Consider the following 22272-nt stretch of genomic DNA (forward strand, 5'->3'; position numbering starts at 1 on the left):
GTCGACCCGTCGAAGCCGCGGCGCGCGCCGCGGCCGGATCACATGTTGGGGTAGTTGGGTCCGCCGCCGCCCTCGGGCGGCACCCAGGTGATGTTCTGCGACGGATCCTTGATGTCGCAGGTCTTGCAGTGCACGCAGTTCCCCGCGTTGATCTGGAAGCGCGGCTCGGTCTTCTTCGCCTCGTCGCCGTAGACGACCTCGTAGACCCCGGCCGGACAGTAGAGCCGGGCCGGTTCGCCGTAGATCGGCAGGTTGCGGGCGATGGGGATCGACGGGTCGGTGAGGACGAGGTGAGCCGGCTGGTTCTCCTCGTGGTTGGTGCCCGACAGGTACACCGAGGACAGCTTGTCGAAGGACAGCACGCCGTCGGGCTTGGGATAGGCGATGGGCTTCACCTCGGCGAGCGGCTTCAGCGTCGCGTGGTCGGGCTTGCCGTGGGACAGCGTGCCGAAGGGCGAGCCGCCGAACAGCTGATGGGACCACATGTCGAGCGCGCCGAGCGCCACGCCCGGCATGGTGCCGAACTTCGACCACAGCGGCTTGACGTTGCGCACGCGCCTGAGGTCCGTGCCGATGGCCGAGGCGCGCCACGCCGCCTCGTAGGCGGCGAGCTCGTCGTTGGCCCGGCCGGCGTCGAGCGCCTGGGCGACGTGTTCGGCCGCCATCATGCCGCTGAGGATGGCGTTGTGGGAGCCCTTGATGCGGGGCACGTTGACGAAGCCCGCCGCGCAGCCGATCAGCGCGCCGCCCGGGAAGGAGAGTTTCGGTACCGACTGCCAGCCGCCCTCCACGATGGCACGCGCCCCGTAGGCGATGCGCTTGCCGCCCTGCAGCGTGTCGGCGATCATCGGGTGGGTCTTGAAGCGCTGGAACTCGTCGAAGGGCGAGAGCGTGGGGTTCTCGTAATTGAGGTGGACGACGAAGCCCACGCTGACGAGGTTGTCCTCCATGCCGTAGAGGAAGGAGCCACCGCCGGTGCGGTTGCCGAGCGGCCAGCCGAAGGAATGCTGCACGAGGCCGGGGCGGTGCGTCTCGGCCGGCACTTCCCACAATTCCTTGAGCCCGATGCCGTATTTCTGCGGGTCGCGGCCCTCGTCGAGCTTGAACCGGCGGATCAGGCCCTTGGCGAGCGAGCCGCGGGCGCCCTCGGCCACCAGCACGTATTTGGCGCGCAGCTCCATGCCCCGCGTGTAGCCCTCGGTGACGGCGCCGTCCTTGCCGACGCCCATGTCGCCGGACGCGACCCCGACGACCTCGCCGTCCGCGCCGTAGAGCACCTCGACGGCCGCGAAGCCCGGGTAGATCTCCACGCCGGCGGCCTCGGCCTGGCGGCCGAGATAGCGCGCCACGTTGGCGAGCGAGCCCACGAAGTTGCCGTGATTGCTCATCAGCTTGGGCATCAGGGCATTGGGCAGCCGCATGCCACCGGCCGGGCCCAGGTAGTAGAAACGGTCGTCCGTCACCGGCACCGTCAGGGGCCGGTCGTCGTGGCGGCGCCACTCGGGCAGCAGTGCGTCGAGCCCCATGGGATCGACGACGACGCCGGACAGGATATGGCCGCCGACCTCGGAGCCCTTCTCCAGCACCACCACGGACAGGTCGGGCTGGAGCTGCTTCAGGCGGATCGCGGCCGCGAGCCCGGCAGGCCCGGCCCCCACCACCACGACGTCGAACTCCATCGCCTCGCGCGCCGGTGACTCGAACCCGCCCGCCGCGCCCTTGACCTCCGCCATGGCGGTTCCACTCCCTGCTGGCCCGCCCGACCGGTTTCGGTCGCGGCGGGACCGGATCGACGACCCCGAATCGACGGGACCGCCCCCGCATCCGCGTAGCCGCGCATGCGCCGAAGGCGAAGCGCCCTGGAACGCTTTATGTAGAGGCCGGGCGCCGGTGGCGCAAATGCGGCACGAGGGCGCCCGACGGCACCCGTCTGCCCGTGGTCTCGGCCTACCCTCGCCGGAATTACAACAGAAATCGCTCTATGTTAACAATTTGGCGACCGTCTTTCCGGCAAATTGGCTAAATTAGCTCAAATTGATGAGGTCGCCGTGTTCGACTGGTATATCAGGAAGGTCCCGATCAAGCACAAGCTCGCTTTGGCCTTCGGCACCATCGGTGTCGTGGCGGTCGGCGTCACGGCGGCGGTTTGGTGGCGGGAGATCACCATCGCGTCGACCCTGCAGGACCCCGCCCATCGCCAGGCGCTCGACACCCTGGCCAACCTGTCGCTCGTCGCCCTCGCGATCGAGGTCGCCATCATCGCCGCCCTGGCGGTCACCTTCATCAGTTGCATCGGCACGCCCTACGTCACCACCGTGCTGCGCATGGAGGCCCTGGCGCGCGGCGACCTCGACAGCCCGGTCCTGTTCACCGACTACCAGGACTGCGTCGGGCGGATCACCCGCGCCATGCAGACCTTCCGCGACGCCGCCGTCGAGCGCGCCGCGCTCCACGCCGCGGCCGCGGGCCACCAGGTGGAACTCGACGGACGGCTGCGGGCGACCGAGACGGCCTTCGAGGCCCGCGGCCGGGACCAGAAAGCCGTCGTCGACGCCCTGGCGCGGGCCCTCGCCGCCCTGTCGTCGGGCGACCTCGCGACGCGGATCGAGGGCGAGGTCGCGCCGGACTACCGCAAGCTGCGCGACGACTTCGACGGGGCCGTCGCGGCGCTCCAGGACGCCATGACGGCGGTCGCCACGCATGTCGGCAGCATGGGGAACGGCGTCGTGGAGATCGCCCAGGCGGCCGACGAGCTGTCGCGGCGGACCGAACGGCAGGCGACCTCGCTCGAGGAGACCGCCGCCGCCATCGACGAGGTGTCCGCCACGGTGCGGCACACCGCCGATAGCGCCGGCCGCGCCCGGGGCGTCGTCGCCGAGGCCCGCGGCGCCGCCGAACGGTCGAGCGCCGTGATGCAGGAGGCCGTCGCCGCCATGAACCGCATCCAGACCTCGTCGCGCGAGATCGGCCAGATCATCTCGGTCGTCGACGAGATCGCGTTCCAGACCAACCTCCTGGCGCTGAATGCCGGCGTGGAGGCGGCGCGGGCCGGCGAGGCGGGCCGGGGCTTCGCCGTGGTGGCCTCCGAAGTGCGGGCCCTGGCCCAGCGCTCGGCGGATGCCGCCCGGGAGATCAAGGGCCTCATCTCGACCTCCACCTCCGAGGTGATGAGCGGCGTCGACCTCGTGACCCGCACGGGCGACATGCTGGGCCGCATCGCCTCGCAGGTCGGCTCCATCGACGTGCTGGTCGGTGAGATCGCCGCCTCGGCGGCACAGCAGGCCTCGGCCCTCGGCGAGGTCAATGCCTCCGTCAACGAGATGGACCAGGTGACGCAGCAGAATGCCGCCATGGTGGAGCAGTCGACGGCCGGCAGCCACCGGCTCGCCGGCGAAGCCGCCGAACTGACGCGACTCATCGGCGCCTTCCGGGGCCTCGGCCAGACGTCCGCCCCGGAGCGGGCCCCGGCGTCCCGGCCCGCTCCGGTGCCGGCGAGGCCCGCCAAGCCGTCGCGCGCCCGGGCCGTGCTGGCGGCCGTGCGCGGGGGCGGGGCGGCCCGCAAGCTCGAAGCCGCGGTGAGCGGGGACTGGGCGGAGTTCTGACGGCGTGCCATCGGCCGACCGCGACGAGGGGCCATCACCGCCCCGGTCGCGGCGAGCACGCCTAACCCGTTCGGCGCCTCGGCTCCAGCTCCGAATCGAGAGCAGTTTCATCGGCTTGAAATCGCCGCGGCGATTCCAACACGGCCGATGATGCTTTAGACAGGGAGCCATGACCCTCGATGCCGCCACCCGCGACGAACTCGAAGCGCTGCTGCGCTGGTACGTCGACATGGGCGTCGACATCGCGGTCGATGCCGTCCCCCACGACCGCTTCGCCGAGGCCGCAGCGGCCAGGCCCGAGCCCCGCGCCGCCGGAGCGGCCGCCCAGCCCTCCGCTGCCGCGGGCCTGCCAGGGCTCGCCGCGCCAGCTCTCCTCGGCGGCACCGCCGCACCATCTCTCCTCGGCGGCGCCGCCGCATCATCGCTCCTCGGCGGCGCCGCCGCACCATCTCTTCTCGGCGGCGCCGCCGCCCTGTCGGCCGATCTGGCGGCGCGGTCGGCCCGCGAGGCCGCGGCGGGTGCGGCGACGCTCGACGAGCTCAAGGCAGTGCTGGAAGCCTTCGAGGGCTGCAGCCTGAAGGCCACGGCGACCCGGCTCGCCTTCTCGGACGGGGATCCCGGCGGCCGCGTCATGGCGGTGGGCGAGGCGCCCGGGGCCGAGGAGGACCGGCAGGGACGACCCTTCTCGGGCCGTTCCGGCCAGCTCCTCGACCGCATGCTGGCCGCCATCGGCCTCGATCGCAGCCAGGTCTACGTGGCCAACGTCGTGCCGTGGCGCCCGCCCGGCAACCGCACGCCCACTCCCCAGGAGGTGGCCATCTGCCGCCCCTTCATCACCCGGCAGATCGAACTGGCCGATCCCGATTTCCTGCTCTGCCTGGGAGGCCCTTCGGCGCAGAGCCTGCTCGGCTCGAAGGAGGGCATCATGCGGCTGCGCGGGCGCTGGCACGACTTCGACTCGGGGGCGCGCGTGGTGCGCGCCATGCCGATGCTCCACCCCGCCTACCTGCTGCGCCAGCCCGCCCACAAGAAGCTGGCCTGGGCCGACCTGCGCGCCCTGCGCAAGGCGATGGACGCCGCCCCGCCCTGACGGCGACACTGTCGTGGGGCAGGCAGGCCGACGGGGACGCGGCGGCTCGGGGTTGCAGGCTCGGAGCTGCAGGCCCGGAGCTGCAGGCCCGATGATGCAGGCTTGGAGGGACAGGCATGGCGGGGCAGGCATTGCCGGAAGGCACGCGGGAACTGCTGCTGTTCCTGGGGACCGCCGGCATCGCCGTCCCGCTGTTCAGCCGCTTGCGCGTCAGCCCCGTCCTGGGCTTCCTCATCGCCGGCGTCGCGCTCGGCCCCTTCGGTCTCGGCGCGCTGGCGTCGGCCGTGCCGGCCCTGTCGCTCCTGGCCATCACCGAGGCGCACCGGCTCGAAGGCATCGGCGAACTCGGCGTGGTCTTCCTGCTCTTCATGGTGGGGCTGGAGCTGTCGTTCGAGCGCCTGTCGCGGCTGCGGCGCCTCGTGTTCGGCTTCGGCGCGCTGCAGCTCGCCGGCTCGGCCGCCCTCGTGGCCCTGCCGGCCGCCCTGCTCGGGCTGCCGCCCGCCGGCGCGATCGTCCTCGGACTCGCCCTGGCCCTGTCGTCGACGGCCGTGACGGTGCCGGTCCTGGCGGAGCGCAAGCACCTCAACTCGACGGCGGGCCGCACGGTCTTCTCGGTCCTGCTGTTCCAGGACCTCGCCGTGGCGCCGCTGCTCTTCACCATCACGGCCCTGTCCACCCCGCGGGGCGGCGGGCTCGGGGTGGAACTCCTCGTCACGCTGGGTCCGGCCGTGCTGGCCTTGGGGTTCATCGTGCTGCTCGGGCGCCTCGTGCTCCGCCCGCTCTTCCACGTCGTGGCGGCGACGCGGTCGACCGAGTTCTTCATGGCGGCCTGCCTGCTCGTCGTCATCGGCACCGGCGCCGTTGCGGTGGCGGGCGGCCTCTCCATGTCGCTCGGCGCCTTCCTGGCCGGCCTGCTGCTGGCCGAAACCGAGTTCCGGCGCGAGATCGAGGTCACGATCGAGCCGTTCAAGGGGCTTCTGCTCGGCCTGTTCTTCGTCACCATCGGGGTCGGCCTCGACCTCGGCGCCGTCCTGGCCCGGCCCGACCTCGTCCTGCTTCTCGGGCTCGGCGTCGTCGCCGTGAAGGCGCTGCTGGTCTACGCGGCGGGGCGGCTCTTCCGCCTTCCCCGGGGCGTTTCCGCCGAGGTGGCGCTTCTGCTCGGCCCGAGCGGCGAATTCGCCTTCGTCCTCGTGGGTCAGGCCGCCGCGGCCGGCCTGCTGCCGGCGTCCCTGGCCCACATCACCACCGTGTCCGTCACCCTGACCATGATGCTGATCCCGGCGCTGGCGCGGTTCGGCGAGCGGCTCGGCCGCAGGCCCGCCGCGCCCCAGCTGCCGGCGGAACCGCCGCCCGAGGACGGCGAGGCGCGCGTCATCATCGTGGGCTACGGGCGCGTCGGTCGCCTCGTCGGCGAGATGGTGGCGCTGCACGGCCTGCCGTTCATCGCGGTCGACGGCGACGCGCGGCTGGTGCGCCGCGAGCGTGACGCGGGGGTGCCGGTCTATTACGGGGACGCGACGCGGCACGACTTCCTGGCGCGATGCGGGCTCGACACGGCCCGGGGCCTCGTCCTCACCCTCAACGACCCGCGCGTCGCCGAGGAGGTGGTGACGGCTGCCCGGGCCGCGCGCGCCGACCTCACCATTGTGGCGCGGGCACGCGACGCCGAGCAGGCCCGCCGCCTCTACGACCTCGGCGCCACCGATGCCGTGCCCGAAACCATCGAGGCCAGCCTGCAGCTCAGCGAGGCCGCCCTCGTCGACATGGGCGTGCCGGCCGGACTCGTGATCGCCTCCGTCCACGAGAAGCGCGACGCCTTCCGCAAGCTGCTGAACGAGAAGCAGCCCGACGGGCGCGAGCGCCGTGCCATCCGTCGCGCGGTGCGGCGTGGGTGAGCCGAGGCTCATTCGTCATGGCCCTGTCGCCCGTCCTGCGGCACAAGGGACGGCATGATCACGCTCTACGATTCGGCGGTCCGTCCCCGCGAGGTCGCGACCCACGCCCCCACCCTGGCGCTGCCCCAGGGGACCCTCTGGGTCGACCTGATCGACCCGTCCGACGACGAGGACGCCCGCGTCGAGCGCGCCACCAACCTCGTCCTGCCGCGTGCCCAGCAGCTGGCCGAGATCGAGACGTCGAGCCGGCTCGTCGTCGAGGGCGACGTGCTGCTGATGTCGACCCCGGTGCTCTACCGTGAAGAGGGCGAGCTGCACACCATCCCGGTCGGCTTCGTGCTGGGGCAGCATCTCGTCGTGACGGTGCGGGCCCATGCGCTGAAGAGCTTCGCCGACTACGTCGAGGGCCGGCGCGGTGCGCTGGCGCTGGAGGGGCCCGTCGACGTCCTGCTGGGGCTGCTCGACAGCATCATCGCCCGCATGGCCGACGGCATGGAGGCGGTGGGGGCGGAGCTCGATTGCGTGTCGAGGGAGATCTTCGGTCTGTCCCATGCCGAGGACCGGCACAAGCCGGTGCGCACCGAGCGGCGCCTGAGCAACACGCTGCAGACGATCGGGCGCGGCGGCGACACCACCTCCCACGCCCGCGACAGCCTGCTCGGCCTCAACCGCCTGCTGACGTTCCTGGCCACCAAGGGCGGGGATCGCATCACGCCCGACCACCGCGAGCGCATCGAGGTGCTGAGGCAGGACGTGGCGGCGCTCGGCGACTACGAGACGCGGCTCACCGACAAGGTGCAGTTCCTGCTCGATTCGACGCTGGGCTTCGTCAACATCGAGCAGAACCGCACCTTCAAGCTGCTCACCATCGCTTCCGTCATCGGCATCCCGCCGACCTTCGTGGTCGGGCTCTACGGCATGAACTTCAAGAACATGCCCGAACTCGACTGGCACTACGGCTACCAGTGGGGTCTGTCGCTGACGCTGATCAGCATCGTGGTGCCGGTCGTGTGGCTGAAGGTGAAGGGCTGGTTCTGAGCCGGCACCGTCACAGGCGGGCCAGGGTGGCGGGATCGGGCTCGCCGCCGAAGAACCGTTGCAGGGCGGCGGGGAACCGGGCATCGCCGGGGGCGGCCCGCCCGAACAGCGTCATCGACGACCTGAACTTCACGTCGTCGGGCGACCCCAGGATGGCGGTGATGCCGCGCCCCTCGACGGCCAGCACGAGCTCGGTGCAACGCCCGAGCCGGGCGCCCAGGACGGGATGGGCGTGATAGGCCTGGGCCTCGGCCAGCGAGCCGATGGCGAAGCGCTGCGCCATGGCGCTGAAGCCGAGGCCGGCGACCTGCGGGAACACGAACCACATCCAGTGGCTCCGCTTCCGCCCGGCCGCGAGTTCGGCCAGCACGGTGTCGATGACCGGCGCCTGCGCGTCGAGGAAGCGTTCGAGACCGTGGGGATCGACGTCCATGGCTGGCTCCCGCCCGTTGACTGGAGCCCAACGCCCGCCACCGGCGTCGCGTTGCTTGACAAAGCCGGGCCCGGGCGCGAAGGCGCGCGTTCACCGGCGCCCGGACCCGACCCGACATGATTCCCACGCTCGACCGCTTCCGCCGGATCGTCATCAAGGTCGGCTCGTCGCTCGTGGTGGATGCCGCCGCCGGCACCCCCCGACGCGCCTGGCTCGAGGCGCTGGCCGACGACATCGCGGCGCTGCACCGCTCCGGCGCCGACGTCGCCGTGGTGTCGTCGGGCGCCATCGCGCTCGGGCGGCGGGTGCTGAGGCTGCCGGCCGGCGCGTTGAAGCTCGACGACAGCCAGGCGGCGGCGGCGGTCGGCCAGATCGCGCTGGCGCGCACCTGGGCCGAGGTCCTGGCGGCGCGGGGCATCACGGCCGGGCAGGTCCTCATCACGCCGGGCGACACCGAGGAGCGCCGCCGCTACCTCAACGCCCGCGCCACGATGGGGCGCCTGTTCGCGCTGCGCGCCGTGCCGGTCATCAACGAGAACGACACGGTGGCGACGAGCGAGATCCGCTACGGCGACAACGACCGGCTGGCGGCGCGCGTCGCCACCATGGCGTCGGCCGACCTCCTGGTGCTGCTCAGTGACATCGACGGCCTCTACACGGCGCCCCCCGCCCAGGACCCGGCCGCCACGCTGATCCCGCTGGTGGAGCGCATCGACGCCGCCGTCGAGGCCATGGCGGGCGGCGCGGCATCGATCGATTCGCGCGGCGGCATGCGCACCAAGGTGGAGGCCGCCAAGATCGCGACCTCGGGCGGCACCCACATGGTGATCGCCGATGGCCGGGTGTTCCAGCCGCTCGCCCGCATCCGCGAGGGCGGCCGCTGCACCTGGTTCACCACGGCCTCGAATCCCCGCACCGCCCGCAAGGTGTGGATCGGCGGCACGCTGGAGCCGCGCGGCACCGTGGTGGTCGACGAGGGCGCGGCGCGGGCCCTCGGCCAGGGGGCGAGCCTGCTGCCGGCCGGGGTCGTCGCCGTGACGGGCGACTTCGTCCGCGGCGACTGCGTGCGCATCCTCGATCACCTCGGCAACGAACTCGGCCGCGGCCTGTCGGCCTATGACGGCGAGACCGCGACGCGGCTCATCGGCCACAACAGCCGTGACATCGAAGGCCTGACGGGCGCCAGCGGCCGCGCCGAGATGATCCACCGCGACGACATGGCGCTTCGGGCCGACTGACCGGGGGCATCATCCTTCCAGCACCCGGACCGGCGTGCCGGCCCGCCAGGCCGCCACGGCCTCGACCATCTGGGGAAAGGCCGCCGCATAGGTGGCCTGGCTGACGTAGCCGATGTGCGGCGTCGCCAGGACGTTCGGCAGCGTGCGGAACGGGTGATCGAGCGGCAGCGGCTCCGTTTCGAAGACGTCGAGCCCCGCGCCGGCGAGCCGCCCCGCGCTCAGCGCCGCGATCAGCGCCGCCTCGTCGACGATCGGCCCGCGCGACGTGTTCACGAGATGCGCCGAGGGCTTCATCAGGGCGAGTTCGCGCGCCCCGACGAGCCCGCGCGTGCGCTCGCCGAGCTTGAGGTGCACGGTCAGCACGTCGGCTTCGCGGAACAGCGCGTCCTTGTCGACGCGCTCGACCCCCACGGCGGCGGCGTCCTCGGCCGCGAGGTTCTGGCTCCAGGCGATCACGCGCATGCCGAAGACCCGGCCGAACTCCGCCACCCGCCGGCCGATCTTGCCGAGCCCCAGCACCGCCAGCGTCCTGCCCTTGAGGTCCGTCCCGAGCCCGACCTGCCAGGCGCCGGCCCGGACCGAGGCCGCCTGCCGGACGATGCCGCGCGTCGAGCCCAGCACGAGGCCCCAGGTCAGCGCCGGCGTGGCGTCGGGGTCGCCGCCCGCCGTGCCGCAGACCGGGATGCCGCGCGCCCGGCATGCCGCGACATCGATCGCGGCGTTCCACAGCCCCATCGTGACGACGAGCTTCAGCCGGGGCAGGGCGGCGACGAGCGCCGCATCGAGCGGCGTCCGCTCGCGGATCAGCACCAGGACGTCGAAGGGGGCGAGGCGCGCCGCCAGCGCGGCCCGGTCCTCCACATGGTCGTGGAACGCCACGACCTCCGCGCCCGCGAGGTCGTCCCAGTCGGCGAGGCTCCGCGCCACGGCCTGGTAGTCGTCGAGGATGGCGATGCGCAGCGGAGTCGGGTGGTCGGTCATGGGGCACCGGGCTGGACGGGCCGGCGCGGGACGTGCCGGACGCTCCGTCAACGCCCGTCCGGCCCCGGCGGATCGCCCGCCGCCACGGCGGCTGCCGGGCCACGGAATTGCCCAAGCCTTTCCGAAGCTTGACGCACCCGGTCTGCGACGAAAAAACCGCGAGAAAAGTCTTGTGCCGAGGGGCCGTTTTCCTTATCTGTCGCCTTGCCCAATTTCGCACGTGCCTGTGGTCGCGTGTCGGTTGGCGGGGTTCGGACAAGAGGCCGATAAACCGTCAGATCCAACCGGCAGCCGGAGGCGAACCGGCGAACCCCGTCTCAAACGGGGGACGCGACTTAAAGCAACGACGGACCGGGCTTTTTCGTCTCTGTCGACCCTCCAAAGGTCGACGTACCGAAGAGGCTTGTCTTTCTTGCCGGGCGTGCGGAAGGGACTCCCCTTCCAATCGATGGCTCTTCACGGAACGGCGTTTCGCCGTGCCGCGTCTTGCCAACGGCGCAGCATCTGATCGGCACGTCGCCGATCCACGTTCCGCGTGGGTCGTCGGTCCGGCCGGTCGCGGTTGGCCATGTCTTGTTGCCGCTCGCGTCCTCCACCGCGCGTGCGAACGGCGATGTATGTCCCCGCACCCTTTCCCAGTCAGTTCGGCGCCTCGCGGCGCCAAAAGGGATGCCGCCATGACCGACCGTATCGTCGACTTCCTCCGCCGCCGCAACGAAGACGGCCCCTGCATGGTGCTCGACCTCGATGTCGTGCGCGACAACTATTCGTCCTTCGCCAAGGCGCTGCCCGACACGCGCGTCTTCTACGCCGTGAAGGCCAACCCGGCCCCCGAGGTCCTGGACCTCCTGGCCCGTCTCGGCTCCTGCTTCGACACCGCTTCGGTGGTCGAGATCGAGCAGGTGCTGGCCGCCGGCGCCGCGCCCGACCGCATCTCCTTCGGCAACACGATCAAGAAGGAGCGCGACATCGCCCGCGCCCACGCCCATGGCGTGTCGCTCTTCGCCGTGGATTGCGAGGCCGAGGTCGAGAAGATCGCCCGCGCCGCGCCGGGCGCCAAGGTGTTCTGCCGCATCCTGTGCGACGGTTCGGGCGCCGAATGGCCCCTGTCGCGCAAGTTCGGCTGCGCCCCCGACATGGCGGGCCGCGTGCTGGAACATGCCCATCGCCTCGGCCTCGTGGCCTACGGCCTGTCGTTCCACGTCGGTTCGCAGCAGCGCAACCCGCGCATGTGGGACGGCGCGCTGGCGGCCTCGGCCGCGATCTTCAAGGACCTCGCCGAGCGCGGCATCGCGCTCCAGATGGTCAACCTCGGCGGCGGCTTCCCCACCAAGTACCTGAAGAACGTCCCGGCCGTGCGCCAATACGGCAAGGCGATCTTCGAGGCGCTGCGCAAGCATTTCGGCAACCGCATCCCGGAAACCATCATCGAGCCGGGTCGCGGCATGGTGGGCAATGCCGGGATGATCGAGGCCGAGGTGGTGCTGGTCTCCAAGAAGTCCGACGAGGACCGGATGCGCTGGGTCTATCTCGACATCGGCAAGTTCAACGGTCTCGCCGAAACCATGGACGAGATGATCCGCTACCCGATCCGCACGGAGTTCGACGGCGACGCGACCGAGCCCTGCATCATCGCCGGCCCTACGTGCGACAGCGTCGACGTGCTCTACGAGAAGGAGCCCTACGAGCTGCCGGTGTCGCTGGCGATCGGCTCCAAGGTGCTGATCGAGGGGACGGGCGCCTATACGACGACCTATTCGGCCGTCGGGTTCAACGGCTTCCCGCCGCTCAAGTCCTACGTCATCTGACGGGCGACGCCCCGCCGGACCGAACCGTCCCGGCCGCCGCATCCCGGCGGCCGGTCCCGACCGCACGGGTTGAGGACACGCCGTGATGGACCACCAGACCCTGCCCGCCCTGGCGGCGATCGCTTCCGCCGCGACCCTCGTCCGGTTCGTGCGTCCCCAGGCGTTCCGCATCCGCGACGAGCGCCCGCGCGATGCCGACGCGCGCGAAGCCCTGCTCGATGCCAGCTTCGGCCCGTCCCGCTTCGCCAAGACCTGCGAGCGGCTGCGCGAGCATCGCGCCGCGGCCGAGGGCCTGAGCTTCGTGGCGGTGGACGGCGCCCGCATCGTCGGCACGCTGCGCTTCTGGCACGTCGAATGCGGCCGCACGCCGGCCCTCATGCTCGGCCCGCTGGCCGTGGCTGGCAGCCATCGCTCCGCCGGGATCGGCGGCGCCCTGATCCGGCACGGCCTCGCGCGCGCCGCCCGGCTCGGCCACGGCGCCGTGATGCTGGTGGGCGACGCGCCCTACTACGCGCGGTTCGGCTTCGCGCCGGCGCCCGTCGAGAAGCTCACCCTGCCGGGGCCGGTCGACCGCGCGCGGTTCCTGGGCCTCGCGCTGCGGTCGGGCGGCTTCGCCGGCGCCGAGGGCCGGGTGGTCGCCTCGGGGCTCATCGTGGAGCGCCGCGCAGAGGATCCCCTCCGCCGGGCTGCGTGAGCCGCCCCGGCCTGTCCGCGCAAGGCCCTGCCGTCGCAGCCGCTTCGCCTCCGGCGGACTCGCTCCGAACCGGCAGCGAGGGCCGCGACAGCCAGTTGCACTTGTCGGAGCGGGTTCCAACCGGCGAGATGGCGATCTAGTGTGGCGAGACCTCGCGTCGGTGCCGTTTCGGCACCCTCGCCCGAGGCCGGGAGATCCGTCATGCGCTGCATCGCCCTCGCCATCCTCGCAACGGGGCTGGCCTCAGCGGCCCCGGCGGCCCGCGCCGACGACGCGAGCCGCCTCAAGGTGGCCCGCGTCGTGGTGGAGACGTCCCACGCCGCCGACAACATGCGGGCGGTGATGCCCCTCATGATGAGCCAGATGCGCGGCGTGCTCGTCCAACAGTTTGCCGGCGACGCCAAGGGCATCGACGGTTACCTCCAGCGCTTCCAGACCAAGTTCGAGGCGAGCGTCCCCGGCTTCGTGGACCTCGTGGCGGAGGTCTACGCCCAGGAGTTCACCGAGGCCGACCTCAACGACCTCCTGGCCTTCTACAGGACGCCCGCCGGGCAGCACCTCCTGGACAAGCAGCCCGAGATCGCCAAGGGGATGATGACCGTCGGGCAGCGTTGGGGACAGAACATCGCCAAGGAGGTCCTGGCGGAAATCCAGAAGGAAAAGCAGGCCGCCCCGGCTCCCAAGCTGTGAGCCGGGTTGCCTCGCGCGCCGCGATGTCGGAGGCCGCTACCGCTTGACCATGACGGCCCCCTTCGGTCTATGGCGCCGATACCGCACCGCACCCGAGGAGTTTCCCATGGCCGATCACCCGGTCCACGCCCGTTTCGACGGTCCCATCGTGATGATCGGCTTCGGCTCGATCGGCCGGGGCACGCTGCCCCTGATCGAGCGGCACATCGCCCATGACAAGGCCAAGTTCACCGTCATCGCGCCCGACGACGCCGACCGCAAGCTGCTCGACGAGCGCGGCATCCGCTTCGAGCAGATCGCCATCACGCGCGACAACTACCGCGACGTGCTCACCCCGCTGCTGACGGCGGGCGGCGAGAAGGGACTGGTCGTCAACCTGTCGGTCGACACCTCCTCGGTCGCCCTCATCGACCTCTGCAAGGACATCGGCGCGCTCTACATCGACACGGTGGTGGAGCCCTGGCCGGGCTTCTACACCGACACGCGCCTCAGCGTGTCGCAGCGCTCCAACTACGCCCTGCGCGAGACGCTGATGGACCTGCGCCGCCGCCGCCCGGGCGGACCGACCGCCGTCTCCACCTGCGGCGCCAACCCCGGCATGGTGTCGTGGTTCGTCAAGCAGGCGCTGCTCGACGTGGCCGAAGCCGTCGGCCATGCGGCGCCCGAGCCCACCACGCGCGAGGGCTGGGGCCGGCTCGCCATGCAGCTCGGCGTCAAGGGCATCCACATCGCCGAGCGCGACACGCAGCGTGCCAAGACCCCGAAGCCGATGGGGATCTTCGTCAACACCTGGTCGGTCGAGGGCTTCGTCTCCGAAGGGCTGCAGCCGGCCGAACTCGGCTGGGGCACCCATGAGAAGAAGCTCCCCGAGGAGGGGCGCCACCACGATTTCGGCCCCGACTGCGCCATCTACCTGATGCGGCCCGGTGCCGGCACGCGGGTGCGTTCGTGGACGCCGACGGCCGGCGCCCAGCACGCCTTCCTGGTGACGCACAACGAGGCGATCTCCATCGCCGACTACCTGACCGTCACCGAGGGCGGCAAGGCCGTCTACCGGCCGACCTGCCACTATGCCTACCATCCGGCCGACGATGCCGTGCTGTCGCTCGACGAGATGGCTGGAAAGGCCTGGACGCGGCAGGAGCACTTCCACATCCTGAACGAGGACGAGATCGTCGACGGCATCGACGAGCTCGGCGTCCTGCTCTACGGCCACGGCAAGAACGCCTATTGGTACGGCTCGCAGCTCTCCATCGAGGAGACGCGCCGCATCGCCCCCTACCAGAATGCCACCGGCCTGCAGGTGACCTCCGCGGTCCTGGCCGGCATCGTCTGGGCGATCGAGAACCCCGAGGCCGGCATCGTGGAGGCGGACGAGATCGATTTCCGGCGCTGCCTCGCCGTGCAGACGCCCTATCTCGGCCCCGTCGTCGGCGCCTACACGGACTGGACGCCCGCCGACGGGCGCGGCATCCTCTTCCCCGAGGACGTCGACACCGACGATCCCTGGCAGTTCACCAACGTCATCGTGCGCTGACCCAATAGGCCCCAGAGGAGACACCGCCCGTGAGCCGCATCACCCTGTACCATTCGCCCCAGACTCGCTCGACCGGCGCCATGGTGCTGGTCGAGGAGCTCGGGGCGGATGTCGACACCGTCGTGCTCGACATGAAGGCCGGCGAGCATCGCCAGCCGGCGTTCCTCGCCGTCAACCCGATGGGCAAGGTGCCGGCCCTGCTCGACGGCGACGCGCTCGTCACCGAACAGGTCGGCGTCTTCCTGTTCCTGGCGGACCGCTTTCCCGAGCGTGGCCTGGCGCCGGCGATCGGCGACCCGCTGCGCGGCCCCTACCTGCGCTGGATGGCCTTCTACGGCTCGTCCTTCGAGCCCGCCTGCATCGACCGGGCGATGAAGCGCGAGCCGGGGAACCGGGGCATGTCGGCCTACGGGGACTACGAAACGGTCCTCCGCACGCTGACGGACCAGCTCGCCCGCGGCCCCTACCTGCTGGGCGAACGCTTCACGGCGGCCGACGTTCTGTGGGGCGGGGCACTCGGCTGGCTGACGATGTTCGGCATCGTCGAGAAGACGCCGGTCATCGCCGCCTATATCGAGCGGGTGACGTCCCGTCCGGCCCATCGCGCCGTCACGGCCCGCGACGCCGAACTCGCCGCCGCCCTGGAGGCCCGACGTACGGGTGGTGCGCCGGCCTGAAGCGAGACCGCCGACCTCCGCCCGCACGTCCTCCGTCGGCGTGTCTCGCGCGGAGCCTCGCAGTCGGAGATCGCATGCGGGACGGGGCGTGATGGCTCGCCGCCGATGCCGTGAGCCGGGCCCGGTGGCCCTTGCCCCGTCTTGCCAAAGGGCCGTCGCCAGCTAAGCTCCCGCCGATAGGAAACGTCGGAGGAGATGCGCCATGGCGATGGAGATGAAGGGCGAGGTCGTGCTCCCGGCCGACCGCATGACCGTCTGGACCAAGCTCAACGACCCCGAGGTGCTGAAAAGCTGCATCAACGGCGTGCAGACGATGGAGCGGACGGGCGAGAACACCTTCGCGGCATCGGTCAAGATGAAGATCGGCCCGGTCAGCGCGGCCTTCAAGGGCAACGTCGAGCTGTCCAATATCGACGCGCCCAACGGCTACCGCATCAGCGGGGCCGGGGAGGGCGGCATCGCGGGCTTCGCCAAGGGCGGGGCCGACGTGCGGCTGACCGAGGTGCCGGAAGGCACGCTGCTGTCCTACGACGTGCAGGCCACCGTCGGGGGCAAGATCGCCCAGATGGGCGCGCGGCTGATCGACGGCGTCGCCAAGAAGACCGCCGACCAGTTCTTCGCCAGCTTCGCCGCGGCCTGTGCGGCGGAGCCGGTGGTGGAGACCGCCGTTTGAAGGCGTGAGCCGCGTCGAGCCCGGCGTGACGGCGAAGGCGGACGTCGCGTTTCGGTCGACGAGGCATTCCGATTGCTGTGCCGAGTCGGCCCCTGGCCCTCGGGACGTCGACGCGGAACGCGTTGGGCGCCGGGTTCGCTTCCGCCCAAAAGCACCAGCCTTCGCCCGCTCTCCCTCGCGACCACCCCTTTCAAGGCCTCGCGGACTTTCCGTGATGCCGGTCAGCTCCTGGGCTCGTGCGCGGAGTTCATCGTCCAACGGCGCTGTGGTCCGCATGGCGCATCCTCGGTCTCGCGCATGAGAACGACCGTCGAGCGGTGCGGGCAACGATGCCGGTCCCGGTGTCGCGGCCCGTGCCGCAGCCCAACATCGGCTTGACCCCCGCTTGGAGCCGTTCCAGACTATGTGAAACACAACCGAGCCGATGCCCATGGGCGCCGGGCCGGGACAAAGATGCGGGAGGGTTCATGCCGACGGTCTCCATGACGGTGAACGGCAAGACGGTGCGGCGGGACGTCGATCCCCGCACGCTGCTGGTCAATTTCCTGCGCAACGACCTGCGGTTGACCGGCACCCATGTCGGCTGCGACACCAGCCAATGCGGTGCCTGCGTGGTCCACGCCGACGGTCGCGCCATCAAGTCCTGCACGTCGCTCGCCCTGTCCTGCGACGGCATGGCGGTCACCACCATCGAGGGCCTGGCGACGGGCGCCGACCTGCACCCGATGCAGGAGGCCTTCCGCCAGCACCACGGCCTGCAGTGCGGCTACTGCACGCCCGGCATGATCATGACGGCGATCGACCTCGTGGCCCGCAAGGGCCACCACCTCGACGAGCATACGATCCGCGAGGAGCTCGAGGGCAACATCTGCCGCTGCACCGGCTACCACAACATCGTGAAGGCCGTGGCGGCCGGCGCCGAGGCCATGAAGGCCCCGGCCGAGGTTCCCGCCATGGCGGCCGAGTAGCCCGCGCCACAGCCTGCCCTGCCGGAGCCGCGGACCCGAGGCCGGATCGGCCGAGAGTCCCCGAAAAGCGCGCCCGGCGCCCCACGTTTCGGAGGACACCATGAGTGCAACCGGCATCGGCGCCCCCGTCCTCCGTCGCGAGGACAAGCGCTACATCACGGGCAAGGGCCAGTACGTCGACGACGTGAACCGCTACGGCCAGGCCCACGCCTTCTTCCTGCGCTCGCCCCATGCCCATGCCCGCATCCTGTCGATCGACACGGCCGAGGCCGAGGCCGAGCCGGGCGTCGTCGCCGTCTACACCGGCCAGCACCTCGCCGACGACAAGGTGGGCGGCCTCATCTGCGGCTGGATGATCCATTCCAAGGACGGCTCGCCCATGAAGGCCGGCCCGCATCCGGCCCTGGCCCAGGGCAAGGTGCGCTACGTCGGCGACCACGTCGCCGTCGTGATCGCCGACACCTACTCGGAAGCCAAGGACGCGGCCGAGAAGATCGTCGTCGACTACGAGGTGCTCGACGCCGTGGTGGACACGGCCGGCGCCCGCACGGCCGGCGGCGAGCCCGTGCACGAGGTCGCGCCCGACAACACCGTCTTCGAGTTCCACCTCGGCAACCGGGAACCGACCGAGGCCGCCTTCGCCCGCGCCGCCCACGTGACCAAGATCGACCTCGTCAACAATCGGCTGATCCCCAACGCCATGGAGCCGCGCGCCGCGGTGGGCGACTGGGACGCCGGCACCGACACGTTCACGCTCTACACGACGAGCCAGAACCCCCATGTGGCGCGGCTGGTGCTGTCGGCCTTCATCGGCATCGCGCCCGAGCACAAGCTGCGGGTGATCGCGCCGGATGTCGGCGGCGGCTTCGGCTCCAAGATCTTCATCTACGCCGAGGAGACGGTCTGCGTCTGGGCCGCCAAGAAGGTCGGCCGTCCGGTGAAATGGTGCGCCGAGCGCACCGAGGCCTTCCTCAGCGACGCCCACGGCCGCGACCACGTCACCCACGCGGAGCTCGCCACCGACGCCGGCGGCCGGGTCATCGGCCTCAAGGTCCACACCGTCGCCAACCTCGGCGCCTACCTGTCGACCTTCTCGTCCTCGGTGCCGACCTATCTCTACGCGCCGCTGCTGTCGGGCCAGTACGACATCCCCGCCATCTACGTCGAGGTCGACGCCGTCTATTCCAACACGGCGCCGGTCGACGCCTACCGGGGCGCCGGGCGGCCCGAGGCGACGTTCGTCATCGAGCGCCTCATGGAGGTGGCGGCGCGCGAACTCGGGAAGGACCCGGCCGAGTTCCGCCGGCAGAACTTCGTCACGAGCTTCCCGCACCAGACGCCCGTCATCATGTGCTACGACGTAGGCGACTACGCCGCCTCGCTCGACAAGGCGCTGGCCACCGTCGACTACGTGGGCTTCCCGGCCCGCCGTGCCGAAAGCGAGCGGCGCGGCATGCTGCGCGGCCTCGGCTTCTCGGCCTATATCGAGGCCTGCGGCATCGCCCCCTCGGCGGCGGTGGGCTCGCTCGGCGCCGGCGTCGGCCTGTGGGAATCCGCCGAGGTCCGGGTCAACCCGGTCGGCACCGTCGAGGTGCTGACCGGCTCGCACAGCCACGGCCAGGGCCACGAGACCACCTTCGCCCAGCTCGTGTCGGACCGGCTCGGCATTCCGATCGACAACGTGTCCATCGTGCACGGCGACACCGACAAGGTGCAGATGGGCATGGGCACCTACGGGTCGCGCTCGGGCGCCGTCGGCATGTCGGCCATCGTGAAGGCGCTCGACAAGATCGAGACCAAGGCCCGCAAGGTCGCCGGCCACGTGCTCGAGGCCGCCGAGGGCGACATCGAGTTCAAGGACGGCAAGTTCACCGTCAAGGGGACCGATAAGTCCATCGACTTCGCGTCCGTCGCCCTGCAGGCCTATGTGGCGCACAAGTTCAACGGGCAGGAGCTGGAGCCGGGGTTGAAGGAGGGGGCCTTCTACGACCCGACCAACTTCACCTTCCCGTCCGGCGTGCACATCTGCGAGGTCGAGATCGACCCCGACACGGGCGTGACCCGCATCGAGCGGTGGGTGGCGGTCGACGACTTCGGCGTGCTCATCAACCCGATGATCGTCGAGGGCCAGGTGCACGGCGGCATCGCCCAGGGCGTCGGCCAGGCGCTGTTCGAGGGCACCGTCTACGACAGCTCGGGCCAGCTGCTGACGGCCAGCTACATGGACTACCAGATGCCGCGCGCCTACGACTTCCCGCGCTTCTCCGTCGAGACCACCGAGACGCGCTGCCCGTCGAACCCGCTCGGCATCAAGGGCTGCGGCGAGGCCGGCGCCATCGCGGCGCCGCCGGCCGTCATCAACGCCATCACGGACGCGCTCGGCCACGAGGACATCGCCATGCCGGCGACCCCCCGCGCCGTGTGGCGCGCCATCCGCCGCACCCCCCAGAAGATGGCGGCCGAATAGCCGCCGGCGCGACGCTTCCCCTTCTTCCCCGGGGGAGAAGGGCCGGCCGGCCCGCCCCGGCACCTCCGCCACTCCCGCCCGTCCGGAGACCCCCTCCATGTACGCCTTCAACTATCACCGGCCCGCGAGCCTCGCCGAGGCTTCGGCCGTGCTCGTCGCCAACGCCGATGCCAAGTTCATGGCCGGCGGGCAGACGCTGCTGCCCGCCATGAAGCTCCGCCTCGCCAACCCGTCGGACCTCGTCGACCTCGTGGCGCTGCGGGCTGAGCTGTCGGGCATCCGCCGCGAGGGCGACCGGGTCGTCATCGGCGCCATGACGCGGCACGGCGAGATCGCCACCTCCGACGTGCTGCTGGCCGCCATCCCCGCGCTGGCCGGCATGGCGGCCATCGTCGGAGACCCGGCGGTGCGCTCGCGCGGCACCATGGGGGGGTCGCTAGCCAACAACGATCCGGCCGCCGACTACCCGGCCGCCGCCCTGGCGCTCGGCGCCACGATCGTCACGGACCGGCGCGAGATTGCCGCCGACCACTATTTCCTCGGCCTCTTCGAGACGGCGCTGGAGGAGGGCGAGATCATCACCGCCATCGCCTGGCCGATCCCTAAGCGCGCCGGCTACGAGAAGTTCCGCAACCCCGCCTCGCGCTACGCCATGGTGGGGGTCTTCGTGGCGGAAAGGGCCGACGGCGCGGTGCGGGTGACGGTGACGGGGGCCGGCGCGTCCGGGGTGTTCCGGGCGACGGATTTCGAGACGGCGCTGACGGCCGACTTCTCCTCCGCGGCCCTCGCCGGCGTCGCGGCCTCGCCCGAGGGCCTCAACACCGACATCCACGCCGATGCCGAATACCGCGCCCACCTCGTCGGCGTCATGGCGCGGCGGGCCGTGGCGGCGGCGACGGCCTGAGCGGGCGGTGCCGCCACGGCTTCTCCGCCGCGCCCCTTCCGGTGTAGGGTCGGGCCCGGCGCCGGCCGCGTGCCACCGAGACGCCTGACGCAGCACCCATGAAGCAGCACAGATGACGCCGCCCACCGTGACGCCGCTTCCCGGCTCGATCGACGAGACGCTGGCCCTGCTGGCCTCCGCCCGTTACGTGGGCGACCGGGCGCTCGCCACCGTGCTGTTCCTCAGCCTGCGGATGGGCCGCCCCCTCATGTTGGAAGGGGAGGCCGGCGTCGGCAAGACCGAGATCGCCAAGGTGCTGGCCGCCGCGTTGGGCCGCAGGCTCATCCGCCTGCAATGCTACGAGGGGCTGGACGTCGCCAGCGCGGTCTACGAGTGGAACTATGCCGGCCAAATGATGGCGATCCGCCTCGCCGAGGCGGGCGGCGAGACCGACCGGGACCGGCTGCAGGAGGACGTCTTCTCGCCGCGCCACCTCGTCAAGCGTCCGCTGCTGCAGGCTCTGGAGCCGCAGGCGGGCGGCCCGCCGGTTCTGCTCATCGACGAACTCGACCGGACCGACGAGGCCTTCGAGGCCTTTCTGCTGGAGATCCTCTCCGACTTCCAGGTGACGGTGCCGGAACTCGGCACCATCGCGGCGGCGGCGCCCCCCATCGTCATCATCACGTCGAACCGCACGCGCGAGATCCACGACGCCCTGAAGCGACGCTGCCTGTACCACTGGATCGACTATCCCGATGCCGAGCGCGAGCGCCGCATCGTCGCCGAGAAGGCGCCCCACGCCGCCTCTGCCCTGACGCGGGAACTCGTGGCCTTCGTGCAGCGCCTGCGCGGCGAGGACCTGTTCAAGGCGCCGGGCGTCGCCGAAACGCTCGACTGGGCCAGCGCCCTCACCGAACTCGACGCCGTGGCGCTCGATCCCGCCACCGTCGACGACACGCTCGGCGTGCTGCTCAAGTACCAGGACGACATCGCCCGCATCAGCGGCTCGCGCGCCCGGGCCATCCTCGACGCGGCGCGGGCCGAGGCGAGGCTCGAAGCGTGACGGAGACCACGGCCGCCCAGCCCAAGGGGCCGGCGCTGGTGCCGGGCCGCTCCTGCGGGACCTGCACGGTCTGCTGCAAGGCCTTCGGCATCCCCGAGCTCGACAAGGGGCCGGGCCAGTGGTGCCGCCACGTCGTGCAGGGGCGCGGCTGCGGCATCCACGAGGCGCGGCCGGCCACCTGCCGGCTGTTCTTCTGCCACTGGATGGCCAACGCGTCCCTCGGCCCGGACTGGCGTCCCGACCGGGCGAAATTCGTCATGTATACCGAGATGGAGGGGAAGCGCCTCGTGGTGGCGCCGGACGTCGGCGCCCCGGCGTCCTGGCGGCGAACGCCCTATTACGCGCAGTTCAAGCGCTGGGCGGCGCTCGGTGCCGGGCAGGGGCGGCAGATCCTGGTCTTCCTCGGAGACCGCGCCACCGCCGTCCTGCCCGACCGCGACCAGGATCTCGGCGTCGTGATGCTGGGCGACCGCATCGTCTACCGGGTGGCCGGAGGCCGCATCGAGGTCGACAACCTGCGCCGGGATTGAACCGC

At 71.3% G+C, this 22272-nt stretch carries 19 protein-coding genes; 16 read left to right on the plus strand and 3 right to left on the minus strand.

The window, feature by feature from the left end:
• Positions 1–38 precede the first annotated feature (38 nt).
• Positions 39–1733, minus strand: a complete 1695-nt coding sequence (locus tag D3272_RS06500; RefSeq protein WP_245496420.1) for an electron transfer flavoprotein-ubiquinone oxidoreductase — start codon at positions 1731–1733, stop codon at positions 39–41.
• Positions 1734–2048: 315 nt separating this feature from the next.
• On the opposite strand from D3272_RS06500, the gene D3272_RS06505 reads away from it, so the two are divergent.
• The 4 genes from D3272_RS06505 to D3272_RS06520 all read left to right on the plus strand — a co-directional run bounded on the left by D3272_RS06505 (position 2049) and on the right by D3272_RS06520 (position 7625).
• Complete coding sequence (locus D3272_RS06505) at positions 2049–3602, plus strand: methyl-accepting chemotaxis protein (protein WP_129218331.1); 1554 nt, start codon at positions 2049–2051, stop codon at positions 3600–3602.
• A gap of 169 nt (positions 3603–3771) precedes the next feature.
• A complete protein-coding gene (locus tag D3272_RS06510) occupies positions 3772–4692 on the plus strand; it encodes a uracil-DNA glycosylase (RefSeq protein WP_129218332.1) in 921 nt (306 codons plus the stop codon).
• Between the two features lie 116 nt (positions 4693–4808).
• Complete coding sequence (locus D3272_RS06515) at positions 4809–6587, plus strand: cation:proton antiporter domain-containing protein (protein WP_129218333.1); 1779 nt, start codon at positions 4809–4811, stop codon at positions 6585–6587.
• A 54-nt stretch (positions 6588–6641) separates the two neighbouring features.
• On the plus strand, positions 6642–7625 hold the full coding sequence (locus tag D3272_RS06520; protein WP_129218334.1) for a magnesium transporter CorA family protein: 984 nt from the start codon (positions 6642–6644) through the stop codon (positions 7623–7625).
• A gap of 10 nt (positions 7626–7635) precedes the next feature.
• Here D3272_RS06520 and D3272_RS06525 read toward each other — a convergent pair whose 3' ends face one another.
• A complete protein-coding gene (locus D3272_RS06525; RefSeq protein ID WP_129218335.1) occupies positions 7636–8058 on the minus strand; it encodes a DUF1810 domain-containing protein in 423 nt (140 codons plus the stop codon).
• A 116-nt stretch (positions 8059–8174) separates the two neighbouring features.
• Here D3272_RS06525 and proB point away from each other — a divergent pair, with 116 nt between their 5' ends.
• Positions 8175–9296 carry a glutamate 5-kinase gene (gene proB / locus D3272_RS06530; protein ID WP_129218336.1) on the plus strand — a complete coding sequence of 374 codons (1122 nt, stop codon included), beginning with the start codon at positions 8175–8177 and terminating at the stop codon, positions 9294–9296.
• Positions 9297–9305: 9 nt separating this feature from the next.
• Here the strand turns inward: proB and D3272_RS06535 are convergent, their stop codons facing one another.
• Positions 9306–10277, minus strand: a complete 972-nt coding sequence (locus D3272_RS06535; RefSeq protein ID WP_129218337.1) for a D-2-hydroxyacid dehydrogenase family protein — start codon at positions 10275–10277, stop codon at positions 9306–9308.
• Between the two features lie 677 nt (positions 10278–10954).
• Here D3272_RS06535 and D3272_RS06540 point away from each other — a divergent pair.
• The 11 genes from D3272_RS06540 (at position 10955) to D3272_RS06595 (ending at position 22267) form a co-directional block, all read left to right on the plus strand.
• Positions 10955–12085 (plus strand): type III PLP-dependent enzyme, encoded by a 1131-nt coding sequence (locus D3272_RS06540; RefSeq protein ID WP_129218338.1) that lies wholly within the window; start codon positions 10955–10957, stop codon positions 12083–12085.
• 85 nt (positions 12086–12170) lie between these two features.
• Positions 12171–12779: a GNAT family N-acetyltransferase gene (locus D3272_RS06545; RefSeq protein WP_129218339.1), complete on the plus strand. Its 609-nt coding sequence runs from the start codon at positions 12171–12173 to the stop codon at positions 12777–12779.
• Positions 12780–12980: 201 nt separating this feature from the next.
• Positions 12981–13469: a DUF2059 domain-containing protein gene (locus D3272_RS06550; protein ID WP_129218340.1), complete on the plus strand. Its 489-nt coding sequence runs from the start codon at positions 12981–12983 to the stop codon at positions 13467–13469.
• Positions 13470–13575: 106 nt separating this feature from the next.
• Entirely contained in the window at positions 13576–15006 is a 1431-nt protein-coding gene (locus tag D3272_RS06555; RefSeq protein WP_129218341.1) for a homospermidine synthase, read from the plus strand.
• Between the two features lie 29 nt (positions 15007–15035).
• Positions 15036–15683, plus strand: a complete 648-nt coding sequence (locus D3272_RS06560) for a glutathione S-transferase family protein (protein WP_281010656.1) — start codon at positions 15036–15038, stop codon at positions 15681–15683.
• 202 nt (positions 15684–15885) lie between these two features.
• Complete coding sequence (locus tag D3272_RS06565) at positions 15886–16356, plus strand: SRPBCC family protein (RefSeq protein WP_129218342.1); 471 nt, start codon at positions 15886–15888, stop codon at positions 16354–16356.
• A 467-nt stretch (positions 16357–16823) separates the two neighbouring features.
• Positions 16824–17324, plus strand: a complete 501-nt coding sequence (locus tag D3272_RS06575; RefSeq protein ID WP_129218343.1) for a (2Fe-2S)-binding protein — start codon at positions 16824–16826, stop codon at positions 17322–17324.
• Positions 17325–17424: 100 nt separating this feature from the next.
• A complete protein-coding gene (locus tag D3272_RS06580) occupies positions 17425–19791 on the plus strand; it encodes a xanthine dehydrogenase family protein molybdopterin-binding subunit (protein ID WP_129218344.1) in 2367 nt (788 codons plus the stop codon).
• A gap of 97 nt (positions 19792–19888) precedes the next feature.
• On the plus strand, positions 19889–20695 hold the full coding sequence (locus D3272_RS06585) for an FAD binding domain-containing protein (protein ID WP_129218345.1): 807 nt from the start codon (positions 19889–19891) through the stop codon (positions 20693–20695).
• Positions 20696–20807: 112 nt separating this feature from the next.
• Positions 20808–21737, plus strand: a complete 930-nt coding sequence (locus D3272_RS06590) for an AAA family ATPase (RefSeq protein WP_207210144.1) — start codon at positions 20808–20810, stop codon at positions 21735–21737.
• Positions 21734–22267 carry a YkgJ family cysteine cluster protein gene (locus tag D3272_RS06595; RefSeq protein WP_129218346.1) on the plus strand — a complete coding sequence of 178 codons (534 nt, stop codon included), beginning with the start codon at positions 21734–21736 and terminating at the stop codon, positions 22265–22267. Before D3272_RS06590 ends, D3272_RS06595 begins: the two co-directional genes overlap by 4 nt.
• Positions 22268–22272: the final 5 nt, after the last annotated feature.

This window comes from Lichenibacterium ramalinae (assembly GCF_004137085.1).
Classification (GTDB): domain Bacteria; phylum Pseudomonadota; class Alphaproteobacteria; order Rhizobiales; family Beijerinckiaceae; genus Lichenihabitans; species Lichenihabitans ramalinae.